Here is a 15581-nt window from a genome sequence, read left to right on the forward strand (position 1 = left end):
AGTATGACTTGTCTATGGATATTAGGTATAGATATAAGGAGTATTTTATGCTGCGATCGCTCAAACAAAAGTTAGCATTAGTTATCCTGTTAGCGTTTTCCTTGATCCTATTGCCTCATCCTGCTTTTGCTTTGGTTCCCACAGAAAGTCAATTCACCACTGCTGTTGGTGCTTGTGAAGCCGTAATCTCGATTAAAAAAGGCACAAACCCCGGCAATGTCAGATTACAACCGGGACAGACTTATCAAATCGTTGGTCAAAATAAAGATAACCCTTCTCACTACCTACTAGAAATTGCCAGTGCCAGCCCTTCCCGGCGTTGGGTTCCTACTAGTTGCGTTAGTGCCGATGGTTTGCCTACTGATACGACAGGAAAGATACCGCCTGTCATTCCTGTGGCTGTAGGTAATGACTATTTACTAGCAGTGAGTTGGCAACCAGCTTTTTGTGAGTCCAAACCCGAAAAAACTGAGTGTAAAAATTTAGCGAAAAATCCCAACCGTCCCGAAGCTACCAATTTTGCTTTACATGGTTTGTGGCCTCAGCCTGAATCTAATATTTATTGTGGAGTCAGTCAGACTGATATCACCTTTGATAAAGCCAGTGCTTGGTCAAAGTTACCTGCGGTAGAGACAGAACTGTCACCTGACACTTGGGCAAAGCTACAAGTTGTGATGCCAGGAACTGCTTCTAATTTGCAAAGACATGAATGGATTAAGCATGGTACTTGTTATCAAGGTACACCAGAGGAATATTTTACTGAGTCTATTGCTCTAATTGATACCTTTAACAAATCTCCTATTCAAGCATTAGTAGCTAGTAATATTGGTCGTCAAGTTACACTCAAGGATATTGATCAGGCCTTGTCGTCTTTGGGTGTGAATGCTGGGGACAAGATAGAAGTCAAATGCACCAATGCAGTATTAGGTGAACTTTGGGTTAACCTCAGAGGCGATATTACCCCTAACACTTTAATTAGTGACTTGTTAACCAATAGCCCAAAAGCCAAACTTGAGAAGTTCAAGTCTTGCTTAATTGACGATGCACGTAATTAATTAAAGTTGTTGGGTTAAGTATAAAAGATAAAGGCGATCGCTATGTGTGATGCGATCGCCCAATCAAAAAAATATTTTGATATAAAATTCTGGCTAACTTGCTGACTTCAACCCATCCAAAGCTAAGTTCAATTTCAAAACATTAACTCCTGGTTCACCAAAAATACCTAGAAAGCGACCATCAGTATTTTGAGCAATCAAAGTTTCTAACTGCTGGGGTTGGAGTCCTCGCACTTTGGCTACACGGTTAACTTGTGCTTTGGCAGCTTCCGGGGTAATGTGGGGGTCGAGGCTAGAACCAGAAGTGTAAACTAAATCGGCGGTAGGTTGGATACCTGCTTTTTTTAACCGATTTAAATCACCTTCAACACGTTTGCTGGGGTCAGGGTCATCTTTACCTTTGATACGTTCTATTAATGCTGAATTACTGGGGGCTAAATTACTCGCACCAGAAACCCCAGTTTTTAACACTCCCGCTTCATCTTTTTTCGGGTCAGCAGTGCTGTAACTGGTGGTACTAGGACGACTATTAAAATATCTTTCGGAAGTGAAAGGTTGACCAATTAAACTAGAGCCAATTACTTGACCTTGGTTATTTTTAATCAGGCTACCATTGACTTGAAATGGCAAAATAATCTGTCCAACACCGATCATCACAAAGGGATAAATAATAGCGCCAATTACCCAAAGAACTAAAGTAGAACGAATGGCTCGGTTAACTTCGCGTGCAAAACTCATTAGAATTTCTCCGGGACAAACATAACAAAAAATAAATAAGTAGAAAGGCTTAAAGTTACTAGTCCTAACAGACCTAATGACCAAGCTTGAATATGGGAAAAACTTTCTCCAGTGGCGGCATAAACAACAGGTGCGATCGCCAGATTCAAACACATTCCCAAAAAGATATATAAGGGCAGTTTTGGAATGCGGTAATCAGCCATAGAATCAATTATCTCTACCAATATTTGAGGTAAACGAAAAGATTTCATAACATTGATGAGTCGTTAAAAATTAAGAAAAAGGTAAGATGACATCAATTAATTTAATGGCAATAAAAGGTGCAACAATTCCGCCCAAACCATAAATGAAAATGTTGCGTCTTAATAATTGATCTGCTGTCAGGGGACGAAATTTGACTCCCGTCAGTGCTAACGGAATCAGTACCGGAATAATTAAGGCGTTGTAAATTAGAGCTGAGATAATGGCTGATTGGGCGCTTTTCAGTCCCATAATGTTGAGTGCGCCAATTCCCGCCGCCGCAAAGATAGTGGGAATAATGGCGAAATACTTAGCAATATCATTGGCAATAGAAAAAGTAGTTAACGCCCCACGGGTAATAAGTAACTGTTTACCAATAGTGACCAAATCAATTAATTTGGTGGGGTCAGAATCTAAATCCACCATGTTAGCGGCTTCTTTAGCAGCTTGTGTCCCAGAGTTCATTGCTAAACCCACGTTGGCTTGAGCTAATGCGGGTGCATCATTAGTACCATCTCCGGTCATCGCTACTAATTTACCTTGAGATTGTTCGGCGCGAATTACACCAATTTTGTCTTCTGGTGTAGCTTCAGCGATAAAATCATCAACACCTGCTTCTTGAGCAATCACACCAGCCGTAATGCGGTTATCACCTGTGAGCATAATTGTCTTGACACCCATCCGCCGGAGTTGGTCGAATCTTTCACGTAAACCGGGTTTAACAATATCTTTGAGATAGATAACCCCAAAAATTTGGTCATCTTGACAAACGGCTAAGGGTGTACCGCCTAACCGGGAAACTCGCTCATAAGCTGCATCAACATCACTAGCAATATGGCTTCCACGAGAGCGAACAAAGCTTTTAATTGCATCTACCGCCCCTTTACGGACTTGCTTACCGTTGGGGAGATTTGTCCCACTCATCCGGGTTTTGGCAGAAAATTCTACCCCTTCTGCTTGATTGATATCGAAATCTACACCAACGTGATAAGTATCTGCCAGTTTGACAATTGATCTACCTTCTGGTGTTTCATCAAATACACTGGCAGCATGGGCAACTCTGGCGACATCTTCAATGGTGTAACTGTTAACAGGGATAAACTCATCCGCCATCCGGTTGCCCAAGGTGATTGTACCTGTTTTATCTAGCACTAGGGTATTGATATCACCACAGGCTTCAACGGCGCGTCCAGAGGTGGCAATCACATTAAATTGCGCTACTCTATCCATCCCTGCAATGCCGATCGCACTCAGCAAACCGCCTATAGTTGTCGGTATCAAAGCAACTAATAATGAAATCAAAATCGCCACACTCGCACCCGCCCGTAAGCTGTTGCTGGCTTCTGTACCAAATACCGTACTGATAAAGTGAGCAATAAAGTTAACAAAGGGCGGCATCGTTGCTACCACAATTAAAAACACTTGGGTTAACACGGCTAACAATACTGTTAGGGCAATTTCATTCGGTGTTTTAGTGCGTTCTGCGCCTTCTACTAAAGAAATCATCCGGTCAATAAAGCCCTTACCAGGATCAGCTGTAATCCGAATTGTTAATTCATCAGAAAGTAAGCGCGTACCGCCTGTAACTGAACTGGCAATATCTGTACCTGGTTGTTTGAGTACCGGGGCTGATTCTCCGGTAATTGCTGATTCATCCACTGAACCAATACCTTGAATCACTTCGCCATCGGCGGGAATCATGTTATTAGCTACTACTTTGACTAAATCCCCGCGTCGCAGTTCTGTAGAATTAACTTGTTGAATCGAACCATCGGGGAGAATTTTACTCGCAACGGTATCAGAACGGGTGGAACGTAAGGAATCAGCTTGGGCTTTACCGCGTCCTTCAGCTACGGCTTCGGCAAAGTTGGCAAAGACAACGGTGAAAAACAGGATGAGTGTAATTAACCCGTTTAATAAGCGTTGTTGATTAACATCTGCTTGAATTGTGCCGAATAAATTGGGGTCGAGGGTAACGAGAAAGGTAACAATTGTTCCTACCCAGACGATAAACATGACTGGGTTACGGACAGCTATTTTGGGGTGGAGTTTAAGAAATGACTCTTTAATCGCTCTTTGGTAGAGTCCCCGCATATCTGCTTTGGGGGTATGTTTGCGCGAGTCACGGGTTCCTTGAGGTAGACGAGGTGTTGTGTTGGTTTTCATAGAAAGAGGAATTTTTTCACGCAGAGACGCAAAGGCGCAAAGGAGTATTGAGTTAGCCGATGCCTTTGGCTATCCAGAAGGCTTCACCGATGGGGCCGAAGGCGAGGACGGGAAAGAATGTGAGTGCGCCGAGAATTAAAATTACGCCTGCGGTTACGCCTGTAAACAGTCCGGTGTCGGTGCGTAATGTGCCAACTGTGAAGGGGACTTGGGGTTTGCGAGACATACTATCAGCCAGTAAGAGTAAGCCGATGATGGGGATATAGCGTCCGGCGAGGAGGCTGAAGCAAGTACTGAGGTTCCACCACAAGGCGGTTGCAGTGGTTTTTGCCCCTGCTGCAATGGCGATGGGTGATGGTTGGGAGTCACCTAAGCCTTCAAAGCCTGAACCGTTGTTAGCCGCAGCCGAAGCATATTCATAAAGGACTTGGGCAAAGCCATGAAAGCCAGGGTTGCTGATTCCTGCTAGTTGGTCGGGGAAGGCTAAAGCAATACCGGCAGGAATCATAATGGAGATTGGGTGAACTAGGAGAATCAAGAAACTCGCTAGTACTACCTCGCGCTTTTCGATTTTGCGTCCGAGAAATTCTGGTGTGCGTCCTACCATTAAGCCTGTGACGAATACTGCCAAGATGAGGTAGGCAAATAAATAAGCTGTACCTGTGCCTTGTCCACCCCAAATGATTTGTAAAAACATATTGGAGAGGGTGACAAAACCACCGTTGGGCATAAAGGAGTCGTGTAAACTGTTGACTGCGCCGCACATGGTTCCGGTGGTACTGACGGCAAATAAGGCTGATTGCGCCCAACCAAAGCGGACTTCTTTACCTTCTAAGTTGGGTTGGGTGCTACCTAACAGTGTGTTTACTGCTGGGTTGCCGTTATATTCACCAATGGCGGTGATGATAATAAATGTGATGTAAATTATGCCCACCATCCCGTAGACTAACCAGGCTTGCTTGGTGTTATTGGCAAACAAACCGTAGGTATAAATCAAGGATGTGGGAATTGATAACATCGCCACAATTTGAATTAAGTTAGAAAATCCGTTGGGATTTTCAAAGGGGTGGGCTGAGTTGATCGCAAAAAAACCGCCGCCGTTTTCTCCGAGTTGTTTGATGATTTCAAAATGGGCAACAGGGCCAAGAGCGATCGCTTGACTTACACTAGAATCTTCTAAAGTCGGGAATACAACTGGCCCTGCCAAGGTTTCGGGAACACCAGCCACCATCAAAGCAATTCCACCAACAATACAAATAGGTAATAAAATTCGCGTAATTGAGCGAATCAAATCCACATAAAAGTTACCTAATGGTCTACCTGTTAATCCACGAATAAAAGCAATTCCCACTGCTAAACCAGTGGCGGCTGAGGTGAACATGTGATAACCAAGTCCCCACATTTGACTGGCGTAACTCAGATATGTTTCACCAGAATAATGTTGTTGGTTGGTGTTAGTAATAAAGGAAATTGTTGTGTGTAGGGCTGTATCCCAAGTTGGTGCAGGGATTTTGGTTGGGTTAAAGGGTAGCCATCCTTGATTCATAATAATCAAAAATATCAGCAAACCCATGACGATATTGCTGTAGAGAATGGCTCTGGCGTATTGCCAGCCTGTCATTTCTGCTTTAGTTTGTACCCCAACTAAAGTGTAAAGTATACGTTCAATTGGGTTTAAAATAGGGTCGAGAAATGTGCTGCGTTCTTGGTAAACACGCGCCATATATCGCCCAAAAAATGGAGTTATGGCTACTACAATAAGTAGCGTTAGTCCAATTTGAATCCATCCTTGGAGCATAAATATTAATTATTTAGACAGTTTGTAATTACTGGGATTAATTTAGATCATCGATTTTTTATGAGGGAAAAACAAGAGATAGAAGATATAAATTTATACATATTTTTGAAATATACAGCGTTTATTTTTTCTATATCTAGCGTTTAGTTAGCTACTAAACGCCGAGTTGAAACAACAAATCAGATCCCCAACTTCTTTAAGAAGTCGGGGATATAAACCTCTATAGTTTTAGTATATTAAATATAATTTTAGAGAATCTTACTTAAATTAAATGAGGTTATTTACCGAAAATATACTAGCTAATAACTCACGATTTGGCAGATTTATCATCATATTCGGTCTGTTTATTGGTGTGATGGTGATGGAGTTTAAGACACCAACAGAATATGTATTTGGATATCTGTATACAGGCGCAATCTTATTAACAAACTATTGGTTTGGGGGTATGGCAACTTTTCAGGCGACTGTAGTTGCTGTGTGCTTAACTCTGTTGAATCTGGTTGTACCAGACAATGAATTAGTTAAGGTATCTACGGTCGCCAGTCGATTAATTGCGGCGATGGCGTTAATTGTGACTGGTATTTTAAGTGATCGCCTGCGTCGTTCTCAAGAGGCGATCGCAGTAACTCGCGCTAAGTTAGAATCGCAAGCGGAATTGGTCAAGGTACGAGAAGATTTTGCTTCTACTCTTACCCATGATTTAAAAACACCGTTGTTAGGGGCGATTGAAACTATCAAAGCTTTTCAACAAGAAAAATTTGGCCCAGTTGTACCAATGCAACAACAAGTCTTATCGACAATGGCACGTAGTCACCAGACTTCTCTACAACTGGTAGAAACACTTTTAGATGTTTATCGCAACGATACCGAAGGTTTAAAGCTGGACTTAGCACCAGTAGATTTAACTATCTTGGCAGAAGAAGCAGCTGGTGATTTGATGGATTTAGCTGCAAATCGTCGTGTTCATCTGTCGGTAAGTTATGGCGATTCTAATTGGCGACAATCATTGTGGGTGTATGGTGATGCGTTGCAACTGCATCGGGTGTTTAATAATCTGTTAGTGAATGCCATTAATCATTCCCGGCGCGGAGGGAAGGTGGAAGTTTTTTTAGAACCACAAACTTCTTATCAAGTCGTGAAAATTTTAGATACGGGTGCGGGTATTCAATCAGAACAGTTTTCTCACTTATTTGAAAGATTTTATCAAGGTCATAGCGATCGCCAAGCTAAAGGTTCAGGATTGGGGCTTTATTTATCTCGGCAAATTATTGAAGCCCACGGGGGTATAATCTGGGCAGAGAACAAAGTGCCGACTGGTGCTGTGTTTGCTTTTAGACTACCTGTTTATCCATTTCCATCTCCGCCAACTGCGTGAAATGTCTTCTACCCCAATCAAAATTCTACTAGTTGAAGATGATGAACTTTTTCGCTTAGGTTTGCAAGTACGGTTGCAACAAGAACCTGGGTTAGAAATTATTGCTGAGACGGAAGATGGTGAAACAGCTATTGAGTTAGTCAAAGAACATCCTCTAGATATTGTGTTGTTAGATGTGGGTTTACCGGGAATTGGTGGAATTGAAACTTGTAGACAAATTAAGCAGCAAAATCCTGCACTGCCAATTTTAATTCTCACTTCCCACTCGCAAAAGCCTTTAATTTTCAAGTTAATTGAAGCAGGCGCTCAAGGTTATTGCCTGAAAGGCATTGCTGCGGAAAAATTAGTTTTAGCATTGCGTTCTGTGGCGGCTGGCGCTTCTTGGTGGGATGAAACTGCAACAAGAGAAATTCGTTCTTCTTTTGTTTCTGAACTGCCTCAATTAGAAAATATCTCCAAGATTGCCAATCCCTTAACTCAGCGTGAACAAGAAATTTTATCGCTGTTAGCAGCAGGTAAAACCAATCAAGAAATTGCATCTGCACTATATATTGCACCTGGGACAGTGCGAGTGCATATTCATGCCATTTTACAAAAGTTAGAGGCGAGCGATCGCACCCAAGCAGTGATGATTGCTTTAAAAAAGGGTTTGATCAAAAACGACATGATTGGGAAAGATCATCTGTCATAGGTATTACATAACTGGCAGAATAAAAAGTCCAATTCCAATGGTCAAAAAGCAGACTTTTCTGGACTATTTACAGCCTCAAGCATAAATCTATGAGATGCAGTTTTAGTCCTAATTTAGCAAAATCCACACCTAAAAGTATTCGGTTATACTCACAATCCCTTCAGGTAGCTTGTTAGCCTAGAGAAGCAATTAGCTAACCAAATATTAGTTGAAAAACTGGCAATAAAACCGCACATTCATGCCAAAAAAGAATTCATTTTTAGTAATAGGACTATCATTTTTAGCTTTTATCATGGTTCTACTCACAAATTCTTTTGCTAGTACTCATCCGATCGCCGGACTCTATGTGTTTGGCGACAGTCTATCGGATGCAGGTAAGGTATTTCAAGCAACAGGGGGAATGTACCCCCCTAGTCCAACATACTTTCAGGGGCGTTACTCTAATGGTCGGGTGTGGATTGAATATCTTGCCGATCGCCTGCATCTATCCAGTCAGCAAACTAACAATTTTGCTTACGGAGGTGCAACTACTGGTAATGTGGGCAACAATTATGTCCCGAACTTATTAACTCAAGTCAAGTCATTTACCCAGACACATCAAAAGACTAATTCAAATGCCTTATATGTAGTTTGGGCGGGGGCGAATGATTATTTACAAGGAGTAAATAATGTAAATGTCCCAATTGAAAATGTCACACAAGCGATCGCTTCTTTAACTGATGTCGGTGCGAAAAAATTTCTGGTGGCGAATCTACCAGATTTAGGCAAGTTACCAGCAACAAGCAGCAACACAAATTCCTTCAATCTGAGTTCATTAACCCAAGCACATAATCAAGGTTTGCGGCGATCGCTGAAGATACTAAGCCAGCAGCATCCTGACTTAGAGATTGTCAGTTTGGATGCTAACACCTTGTATCGCAGTGCGATCGCTAATCCGGCTGCATTTGGTTTGACTAATGTTAGCAGTTCATGTTTATCTGGTTCTCAAGTATGTGGTAATCCCGACCAGTTTTTATTTTGGGATGGTATTCATCCCACAACTATGGCGCACCGCATCATTGGGGAAACAGCTTTTTCGGCAATTCAAGAAGCCGGAATCTCTACTTATTCCCGCACACCAACCCAAACTTAATTAACCCACGTTCATAACCGCGACCCATTAATCCCAGTGCTAAGGCTCCTTGAATGGTACTCCAGCCAGAACGCAACAACCCAAAAATGGCACTGGGGGTGAATGCGGAATCAATAACTATATTCCAAAATGGTGCAACCGCAACTGACCAATCAGCAGTGCGGATATTTTTTAATGGTAATTGATGGGCGATCGCTTCATACTCTGGTAACGAAATCACATAAGGCAAACAATACACGCGGTAAATATCTTGCAAATGCTTTTGTTCATCTGCTGTTAGTGGCGTTTCATCCGTAGCGCGATGGCACCAAGTCGCCATAATTAAAGTACCACCTGGTTTTAATACGCGATAACACTCCTGCAAAAATTTAGTTTTATCAGGCATGTGTTCGCCACTTTCCAGCGACCAAACCAAGTCAAAACTATCATCTGCAAAAGGCATTGCTTGAGCATCAGCCACTAAAAACTTACTTCTCAGATTTAACAGCATTTCTTGGGCGCGTTCTGTTGCTCTCGCCGCCTGCACAGGACTTAAAGTAATACCTGTAGCTCTAGCATGAAACTTTTCTGCCAAGTATAAAGAACTACCGCCAATACCACAACCCACATCCAAAATATTAGTTGCTGTTTTGACATCTGCCCAATTCAGCAACTCTTCAATTAAATCAATTTGTGCTTGACGGCGCTCTTTTTTTTGCGTGCCATCCGCACCGTAAAAACCGTGGTGCATATGTTCGCCCCAAATTTCTTCCCATAAACCCGAAGAAGCATCGTAAAACTGCTGAATTTGCTGATATAGTGTTGTACTCATAAAACAAATAATGTTAAGACAAGACAGAGTTTAAATAAACATACTGGTAGGCTACCATGTGTGTTTTTAATTAAATCAGGATGTTTTTCTTTTCCAGGAAAGAGTCAAAGCTTAGATGATGTTTGCCAAAATGCAAATTCTACTAAAAACCCCTCTCCAAACCTCTCTCCTTTTAGGGGCTGCCGTGTACACACAAGTAATCTGATCTCCCTAAATCCCCCTTAAAAAGGGGGACTTTAACTCCTGTTCCCCCCTTTTCAAGGGCTAGGGGGGATCGAAACGCTGTTGGGTGACTTTCTAAGACTTGTGTGTACACCGTAAGCCTTTTAGGGGAGAGGCTTTGATTTCTCCCTCTTCCATCGTAGGGAAGGGGCTAGGGGGTTAGGTTTTCAAACTTTCCTCAGACCCTCCCTGGAATAATTTAGAGGCTCTACCTTAATATGACTGTTTCGCGGACAATTTGTTTGGGTTTTCTGGCTGTCATCACTGTCGGGACTATTTTGTTGATGCTGCCGATTTCAACTAGCGATGGAAGTTGGAATAATTTAGTTGTGGCGTTATTCACCTCAACATCTGCTGTTTGTGTGACTGGCTTATCAGTGGTTGACCCTGGAACTTATTTTTCTTTTTGGGGTCAACTGTTTATTGCACTGCTAGTTCAAATTGGTGGGTTGGGATATATGACAACTACTACCTTTTTGATTTTGCTCATTGGACGCAGATTTGATATGCGACAAAAAATTGCAATTCAACAAGCTTTAGATAGGCCAGGAATGCAAGGTAGCGCCCAAGTCATTCGCTCAATTATTGCCACTACTTTAATTTTTGAAATTACAGGCGTATTTCTACTGTTGCCTGCTTTTGTGCCGAACTATGGTTGGTCACAAGGATTGTGGTTAGCGATTTTTCATAGTGTTAATTCTTGGAATAACGCAGGTTTTAGTTTGTTTAAAGATAACTTGATTGGTTATCAAACATCTGGGTTAGTTGTTTTCACCGTGACTACATTAATTATTTTTGGTGGCATTGGTTATCAAGTAATTTTAGAAATGTACCTTTGGTTGCGCGATCGCTTCCTCAAACAGAAGACAGCTTTAGTCCTTTCTTTAGATTTTAAAGTTGCTACCAGTACAACTATAATTCTTTTAATTGCCGGAACAATTGCTTTTTTATGTATAGAATTTAGAAATACTGAAACATTTGGCAAACTAGATTTTGGTAATCAATTATTATTAGCTTGGTTTCAATCTGTAACGCCCAGAACTGCCGGATTTAACACTATTGATATTAGCAAGATGACCACTGCTGGTCTATTTATTACTATAGCGCTGATGTTTATTGGTGCTAGTCCTGGTGGTACAGGCGGCGGTATGAAAACTACAACGTTGCGAGTTCTTACTAGTTGTACAAAAGCAATTCTTCAAGGTAAAGAAGAAGTTTTGTTATATGACCGAAAGATAGCCATAAATTTAATTTTGAAAGCAGTTGGGGTTTTAGTTGGTTCTGTCGCTACCGTAGTTTTGGCAACTATTATCATCTCCTTAACAGAGCCAAAATTAGATTTTATTCAAATTTTATTTGAAGTAGTATCTGCTTTTGCCACTGTTGGTCTTTCTACAGGTATTACAGCTAGTGTTTCCAGCGCAGCCAAGCTGATTTTAATTATTACGATGTATATAGGCAGAGTTGGAGTTTTATTACTAATGTCAGCTGTTCTTGGCGACCCTCGTCCTAGTAGAATTCACTATCCTGAAGAAAATTTATTAGTAGGATAATCTAGTAAAAATATAGAAGCTAACATCCCCGACTTATTAAAGAAGTCGGAGATGTTTTTGTGCTTGACGAAAACTTACTGGTGAGATAACCGCACTTAGTATCAATGTCATTAACTTAAACTGATAAAATATGAAACACTAGGCAAAAAATAAAAATTGTTACTTTAAGTTAAATTTAAGTATTTTTTGTCCTAAATCCAGGGAGCTTTAACAAGGATAGCAACTGTGAATCTTGCATCATTAGGGTTTTTTCGCAGTTTACGTAAAGATAACAACCAATTTGCTGTTATTGGTTTAGGTCGGTTTGGTCGTTCTGTCAGTTCAACACTGCATAAATTCGGTTATGACGTACTAGCCACAGATATTGATGAAAAAAGAGTTTGCGAGGCTTTGACAGAACAAATAGTTGGTCATGCTTTGCAACTAGATTCCACAGAACCAGCCGCACTCAAAGAAGCAGGAATCTTTGAATTTGATACGGTCATTATAGCGATCGGTAATTATGTTCAAGAAAGTATTATTACCACTCTCAACGTCAAAGAAGGTGGTGTACCTCATGTTGTGGCTAAAGCCTCTAGTGAAGTTCACCGCAAGTTATTAAAGAGAGTCGGTGCAGACCATGTTGTTTTCCCTGAATATGAAGCCGGCTGTGCTTTAGCGCGGACTCTAACAAAACCATCTATATTAGACAGATTTGACCTCGACCCAGATCACAGCATTGTCGAGATGATTGTCCCAGATGAGTTTCATGGCAAAACTATCACAGAAATTCAACTGCGTAACCGTTATGGTTTAAATTTGCTGGCTGTGAGTCAAGAGGGAAAATTTGCCATTAATCCCGAACCTAATAGGCGCTTAGAACGTGGTTCAGCAATGGTAGTAATTGGCTGCAACAAAGATATTAATCGCTTACCGATTTAATGGTCGTACTGAGGAAAATAAGAATTACACTTAAGTATATGGTGTAAAAACCCTGAAGAAAGAATTTTGTTTTTGATAGTGGTTATGGATTTAATAGTTCAAGATTTAGCAGCAATTGATGATAGACTTTCTCAGCGTCATATTGACCTTGACCCCGCTGGATATTTCATCATCTATGTAGATAGAGGCGAGGGATTAATCTATGCAAAGCATTTTACCAATGTAATTGATGAGCATGGTTTAGCTGTAGATCCCGAAACAGGCAAAGTAATTCCTGCACGAGGTAAGGTGGAAAGAACTCACACCACAGTTTTTAGTAGTAGAACAGCCAAGGAACTTAGCGTCAAAATTTTTGAACAAACTCAGCCCTGTCCAGTTTCTCAGTTAGACCATGCGGCCTATTTAGGACGAGAATTTGTCCGCGCTGAGATGGCTTTAGTGACAGGACAAGAGTATGTTCAAGACTAAGAAAAGTATGGAGTATGAAGTAAAAAATTTCAGACTTCAGACTTCATACTTCAGAATTAGCCGTTAGATGGTGGTTGATAGACTAGATAGATGTAGTAAGTCGCCATCGGGATAATGGTTGCAGCAATTACTAGTCCTATCACCCAAGCCGTAGCATTACCTTTGTCGGTATCTTCTGCTTTGGTGAAAGTACCTTCTACCTGAACGTTTTCAGTAATTTTTGGTGGGCCTGGGTCTGGTTCACCAGAGAGAACTGTAACAAGGCGATCGCTCGCATCCAAAAATGCCTGATTATATTTGTTCCCATCCCGTAATGGTACAGCTAAGGTTTCTGTAGCTACACTACCGGCAATAGAATCAGTGAGCAAAGATTTGACTTTATCTCCGCTAATAATAGCCGTGTTATTAGTAACAGTATCTAGCACCAACAAAGTTTGGTTAGCTTGTGCTTCTTTTGTGGGAAACCATTTTTCAAAAAGCCCTTGAGTAAAGCTTTCTGGTGTTTCACCATAGTCTAAACGGCGAATGGTCACAAACCTGACTTCATTGCCAGTTTTCTTTGCCAAATCTTCAAAGGCACTACTAATCTTACCTTCGTTGATCCGACTAATCACTTCACCTTGATCTACAACCCAGTCACCGCCGGGGTTTAAATTGGGAATTTGATACACGCCAGTAGCTAACGCCGGGGTAGCCAACAGCGATGCACCAAGAATAATTGCCAGTATTGGTGTCAGCAGCCAAATGATGTATGTTTTAATGCCAAATACTGTTCTGAGGAACTGCTTCATTGGATTGATCCTAAGACAGACTAGCACCAAAAATACTACACAATCAATGACAAAATCATCCTGTTGAGTAATTTATCTATGTAAAAAATTGCCAGTAGCAAATAAATAATTTAGTAATTTTGCGACTTTAAGGCTAAATTCAAATGTTTACAGCGGACTTTGCCAAATATTCCAGAACTTTATGATATAACCGAAATTCTGTCTTAGCTGCTACAACCAGCAATTTCGCCAAAACAGGGTGGTTTTTTCAACTTCAAATCTAGCAATAAAGACAGAATTCTCTAAAGTAGCAATTTGCATATAAACAAGAATATGGCACAGAAATCAGCCGCCTTGAAGTTTGTGATTTTACTTGGTTTTGTTAGTCTCTGTGCCGATGCCACTTATGAAGGGGCGCGTAGTATTACGGGGGCTTATTTACAGGTTTTGGGCGCAAGCGGCACTGTGGTAGGGCTAGTAGCGGGTTTTGGGGAACTGATTGGGTATGGTTTGCGCCTAGCCATTGGTTATCTCAGCGATCAGACACGCAAATATTGGGGGATTACAACTTTAGGATTTATTTTGAACACTGCCGTTGTCCCATTATTAGCCTTTGCCGGCAGATGGGAAGTAGCAGCTGGTTTGATGATGGCAGAACGCACAGGTAAAGCCGTGCGGACTCCCCCGCGAGATGCACTCCTGTCTCATGGTGTGAGTCAAATTGGCAGAGGTTTCGGCTTTGGTTTGCATGAAGCAATGGATCAAACCGGTGCTGTGATGGGGCCTTTAGCGGTAGCAGCAATGGTTTATTTCCAAGGAGAGTATCGCAACGGCTTCACGATTTTGATTGTACCTGCGGTGTTGGGATTGATTGTGTTATTAGTTTTGCAATTTTTATATCCCAACCCCAGCGACTTGGAAATTGAACATGAAATGAGTCAAGAAGACGGAATACCGCGAGTATTTTGGATTTATTTGGGTGCGGTGGCGATTATTGCGGCTGGTTATGCAGATTTTCCCTTAATCGCCTTTCATTTTCAAAAGGGAAATGTTGCTTCCGGTCAAACAATTCCTTTATTTTATGCCTTCGCAATGGGAGTCGATGCCGTAGCTGCACTGATATTTGGCTATCTGTTTGACAGAGTTGGTATTTCTATTTTGATGGTTGCTGCTTTTGTTTCCTCCTTTTTCGCGCCGTTGGTATTTTTTGGCGATACACAAATGGCGCTGTTAGGCATAGCATTTTGGGGTATTGGGATGGGCGCACAAGAGTCGATTTTGAAAGCTGCGATCGCTGGACTTGTCCCTAAAAACAAACGCGCCACAGCTTATGGTATCTTCAGCACAGGCTACGGTTTTGCTTGGTTTTTAGGCAGTACTTTAATGGGTGTTTTGTACGATCGCTCCATTACCCTATTAGTAATATTTTCTGCCGCAACTCAACTACTAGCAATTCCCTTCTTTGTTTGGGTGCAATTGCAAGCTAATAAATCTCAACCAGAGTTAACAGATAAACCTGTTTAAATCAAAGAATCTGGGTCTACACCCAGATTTCTTAATCTTTCTGCTAAGATTTGAGCGCGTTGTTCAACTTTTTGCACTTGTTCTTCTGGTGTTAACATTCATAATTGTTGTACCGTT

14 protein-coding genes are annotated in these 15581 nt (G+C 41.4%); 8 read left to right on the plus strand and 6 right to left on the minus strand.

The genetic code is table 11. The features are described 5' to 3' along the window. Positions 1–14: 14 nt before the first annotated feature. Positions 15–1055, plus strand: coding sequence for a ribonuclease T2 family protein (locus NCWK1_RS14720; RefSeq protein ID WP_103125223.1), 1041 nt, complete (start codon positions 15–17; stop codon positions 1053–1055). 93 nt (positions 1056–1148) lie between these two features. Here NCWK1_RS14720 and kdpC read toward each other — a convergent pair whose 3' ends face one another. Genes kdpC through kdpA form a run of 4 tightly spaced genes read right to left on the minus strand, consistent with a single transcriptional unit; the run spans position 1149 to position 5997 of the window. Continuing rightward, positions 1149–1793 carry a K(+)-transporting ATPase subunit C gene (gene kdpC / locus NCWK1_RS14725; RefSeq protein ID WP_103125224.1) on the minus strand — a complete coding sequence of 215 codons (645 nt, stop codon included), beginning with the start codon at positions 1791–1793 and terminating at the stop codon, positions 1149–1151. Then, positions 1793–2044 (minus strand): potassium-transporting ATPase subunit F, encoded by a 252-nt coding sequence (locus NCWK1_RS14730; RefSeq protein WP_187308151.1) that lies wholly within the window; start codon positions 2042–2044, stop codon positions 1793–1795. The genes kdpC and NCWK1_RS14730 overlap by 1 nt, the downstream gene beginning before the upstream one ends. 22 nt (positions 2045–2066) lie before the next feature. Continuing rightward, positions 2067–4199: a potassium-transporting ATPase subunit KdpB gene (gene kdpB, locus NCWK1_RS14735; protein ID WP_103125225.1), complete on the minus strand. Its 2133-nt coding sequence runs from the start codon at positions 4197–4199 to the stop codon at positions 2067–2069. Between the two features lie 52 nt (positions 4200–4251). Beyond that, positions 4252–5997, minus strand: coding sequence for a potassium-transporting ATPase subunit KdpA (kdpA, locus tag NCWK1_RS14740; RefSeq protein WP_103125226.1), 1746 nt, complete (start codon positions 5995–5997; stop codon positions 4252–4254). Between the two features lie 271 nt (positions 5998–6268). Here kdpA and NCWK1_RS14745 point away from each other — a divergent pair, with 271 nt between their 5' ends. From NCWK1_RS14745 to NCWK1_RS14755, 3 genes are all read left to right on the plus strand, one after another. After that, positions 6269–7372 carry a sensor histidine kinase gene (locus tag NCWK1_RS14745; protein WP_103125227.1) on the plus strand — a complete coding sequence of 368 codons (1104 nt, stop codon included), beginning with the start codon at positions 6269–6271 and terminating at the stop codon, positions 7370–7372. Between the two features lies 1 nt (position 7373). Next, positions 7374–8063 (plus strand): response regulator transcription factor, encoded by a 690-nt coding sequence (locus tag NCWK1_RS14750; protein ID WP_103125228.1) that lies wholly within the window; start codon positions 7374–7376, stop codon positions 8061–8063. A 292-nt stretch (positions 8064–8355) separates the two neighbouring features. Further along, complete coding sequence (locus NCWK1_RS14755; protein WP_245894903.1) at positions 8356–9195, plus strand: SGNH/GDSL hydrolase family protein; 840 nt, start codon at positions 8356–8358, stop codon at positions 9193–9195. Here NCWK1_RS14755 and NCWK1_RS14760 read toward each other — a convergent pair. Continuing rightward, complete coding sequence (locus NCWK1_RS14760) at positions 9164–10006, minus strand: methyltransferase domain-containing protein (protein ID WP_103125230.1); 843 nt, start codon at positions 10004–10006, stop codon at positions 9164–9166. The genes NCWK1_RS14755 and NCWK1_RS14760 overlap by 32 nt on opposite strands. A gap of 440 nt (positions 10007–10446) precedes the next feature. Here NCWK1_RS14760 and NCWK1_RS14765 point away from each other — a divergent pair, with 440 nt between their 5' ends. The 3 genes from NCWK1_RS14765 (at position 10447) to NCWK1_RS14775 (ending at position 13170) form a co-directional block, all read left to right on the plus strand. Continuing rightward, positions 10447–11781, plus strand: a complete 1335-nt coding sequence (locus NCWK1_RS14765) for a TrkH family potassium uptake protein (RefSeq protein WP_103125231.1) — start codon at positions 10447–10449, stop codon at positions 11779–11781. Positions 11782–12006: 225 nt separating this feature from the next. Beyond that, positions 12007–12702: a potassium channel family protein gene (locus NCWK1_RS14770; protein WP_096581543.1), complete on the plus strand. Its 696-nt coding sequence runs from the start codon at positions 12007–12009 to the stop codon at positions 12700–12702. Positions 12703–12786: 84 nt separating this feature from the next. Then, positions 12787–13170, plus strand: coding sequence for a DUF4346 domain-containing protein (locus NCWK1_RS14775; RefSeq protein WP_103125232.1), 384 nt, complete (start codon positions 12787–12789; stop codon positions 13168–13170). A 56-nt stretch (positions 13171–13226) separates the two neighbouring features. On the opposite strand, the gene psb32 is transcribed toward NCWK1_RS14775, so the two are convergent. Next, positions 13227–13961: a photosystem II repair protein Psb32 gene (gene psb32, locus NCWK1_RS14780; RefSeq protein ID WP_096581547.1), complete on the minus strand. Its 735-nt coding sequence runs from the start codon at positions 13959–13961 to the stop codon at positions 13227–13229. A 312-nt stretch (positions 13962–14273) separates the two neighbouring features. On the opposite strand from psb32, the gene NCWK1_RS14785 reads away from it, so the two are divergent. Continuing rightward, positions 14274–15464: an MFS transporter gene (locus NCWK1_RS14785; protein ID WP_103125233.1), complete on the plus strand. Its 1191-nt coding sequence runs from the start codon at positions 14274–14276 to the stop codon at positions 15462–15464. Positions 15465–15581: the final 117 nt, after the last annotated feature.

It is taken from the genome of Nostoc cycadae WK-1 (assembly GCF_002897135.1).
Classification (GTDB): Bacteria; Cyanobacteriota; Cyanobacteriia; order Cyanobacteriales; family Nostocaceae; genus Nostoc_B.

Excerpts from the sequence above, each read along its gene's own strand:
- NCWK1_RS14720 (WP_103125223.1), top strand. The coding sequence starts at position 15 with ATGGATATTAGGTATAGATATAAGGAGTATTTTATGCTGCGATCGCTC.
- kdpC (WP_103125224.1), bottom strand. The coding sequence starts at position 1,793 with ATGAGTTTTGCACGCGAAGTTAACCGAGCCATTCGTTCTACTTTAGTT.
- NCWK1_RS14730 (WP_187308151.1), bottom strand. The coding sequence starts at position 2,044 with ATGAAATCTTTTCGTTTACCTCAAATATTGGTAGAGATAATTGATTCT.
- kdpB (WP_103125225.1), bottom strand. The coding sequence starts at position 4,199 with ATGAAAACCAACACAACACCTCGTCTACCTCAAGGAACCCGTGACTCG.
- kdpA (WP_103125226.1), bottom strand. The coding sequence starts at position 5,997 with ATGCTCCAAGGATGGATTCAAATTGGACTAACGCTACTTATTGTAGTA.
- NCWK1_RS14745 (WP_103125227.1), top strand. The coding sequence starts at position 6,269 with ATGAGGTTATTTACCGAAAATATACTAGCTAATAACTCACGATTTGGC.
- NCWK1_RS14750 (WP_103125228.1), top strand. The coding sequence starts at position 7,374 with ATGTCTTCTACCCCAATCAAAATTCTACTAGTTGAAGATGATGAACTT.
- NCWK1_RS14755 (WP_245894903.1), top strand. The coding sequence starts at position 8,356 with ATGGTTCTACTCACAAATTCTTTTGCTAGTACTCATCCGATCGCCGGA.
- NCWK1_RS14760 (WP_103125230.1), bottom strand. The coding sequence starts at position 10,006 with ATGAGTACAACACTATATCAGCAAATTCAGCAGTTTTACGATGCTTCT.
- NCWK1_RS14765 (WP_103125231.1), top strand. The coding sequence starts at position 10,447 with ATGACTGTTTCGCGGACAATTTGTTTGGGTTTTCTGGCTGTCATCACT.
- NCWK1_RS14775 (WP_103125232.1), top strand. The coding sequence starts at position 12,787 with ATGGATTTAATAGTTCAAGATTTAGCAGCAATTGATGATAGACTTTCT.
- psb32 (WP_096581547.1), bottom strand. The coding sequence starts at position 13,961 with ATGAAGCAGTTCCTCAGAACAGTATTTGGCATTAAAACATACATCATT.
- NCWK1_RS14785 (WP_103125233.1), top strand. The coding sequence starts at position 14,274 with ATGGCACAGAAATCAGCCGCCTTGAAGTTTGTGATTTTACTTGGTTTT.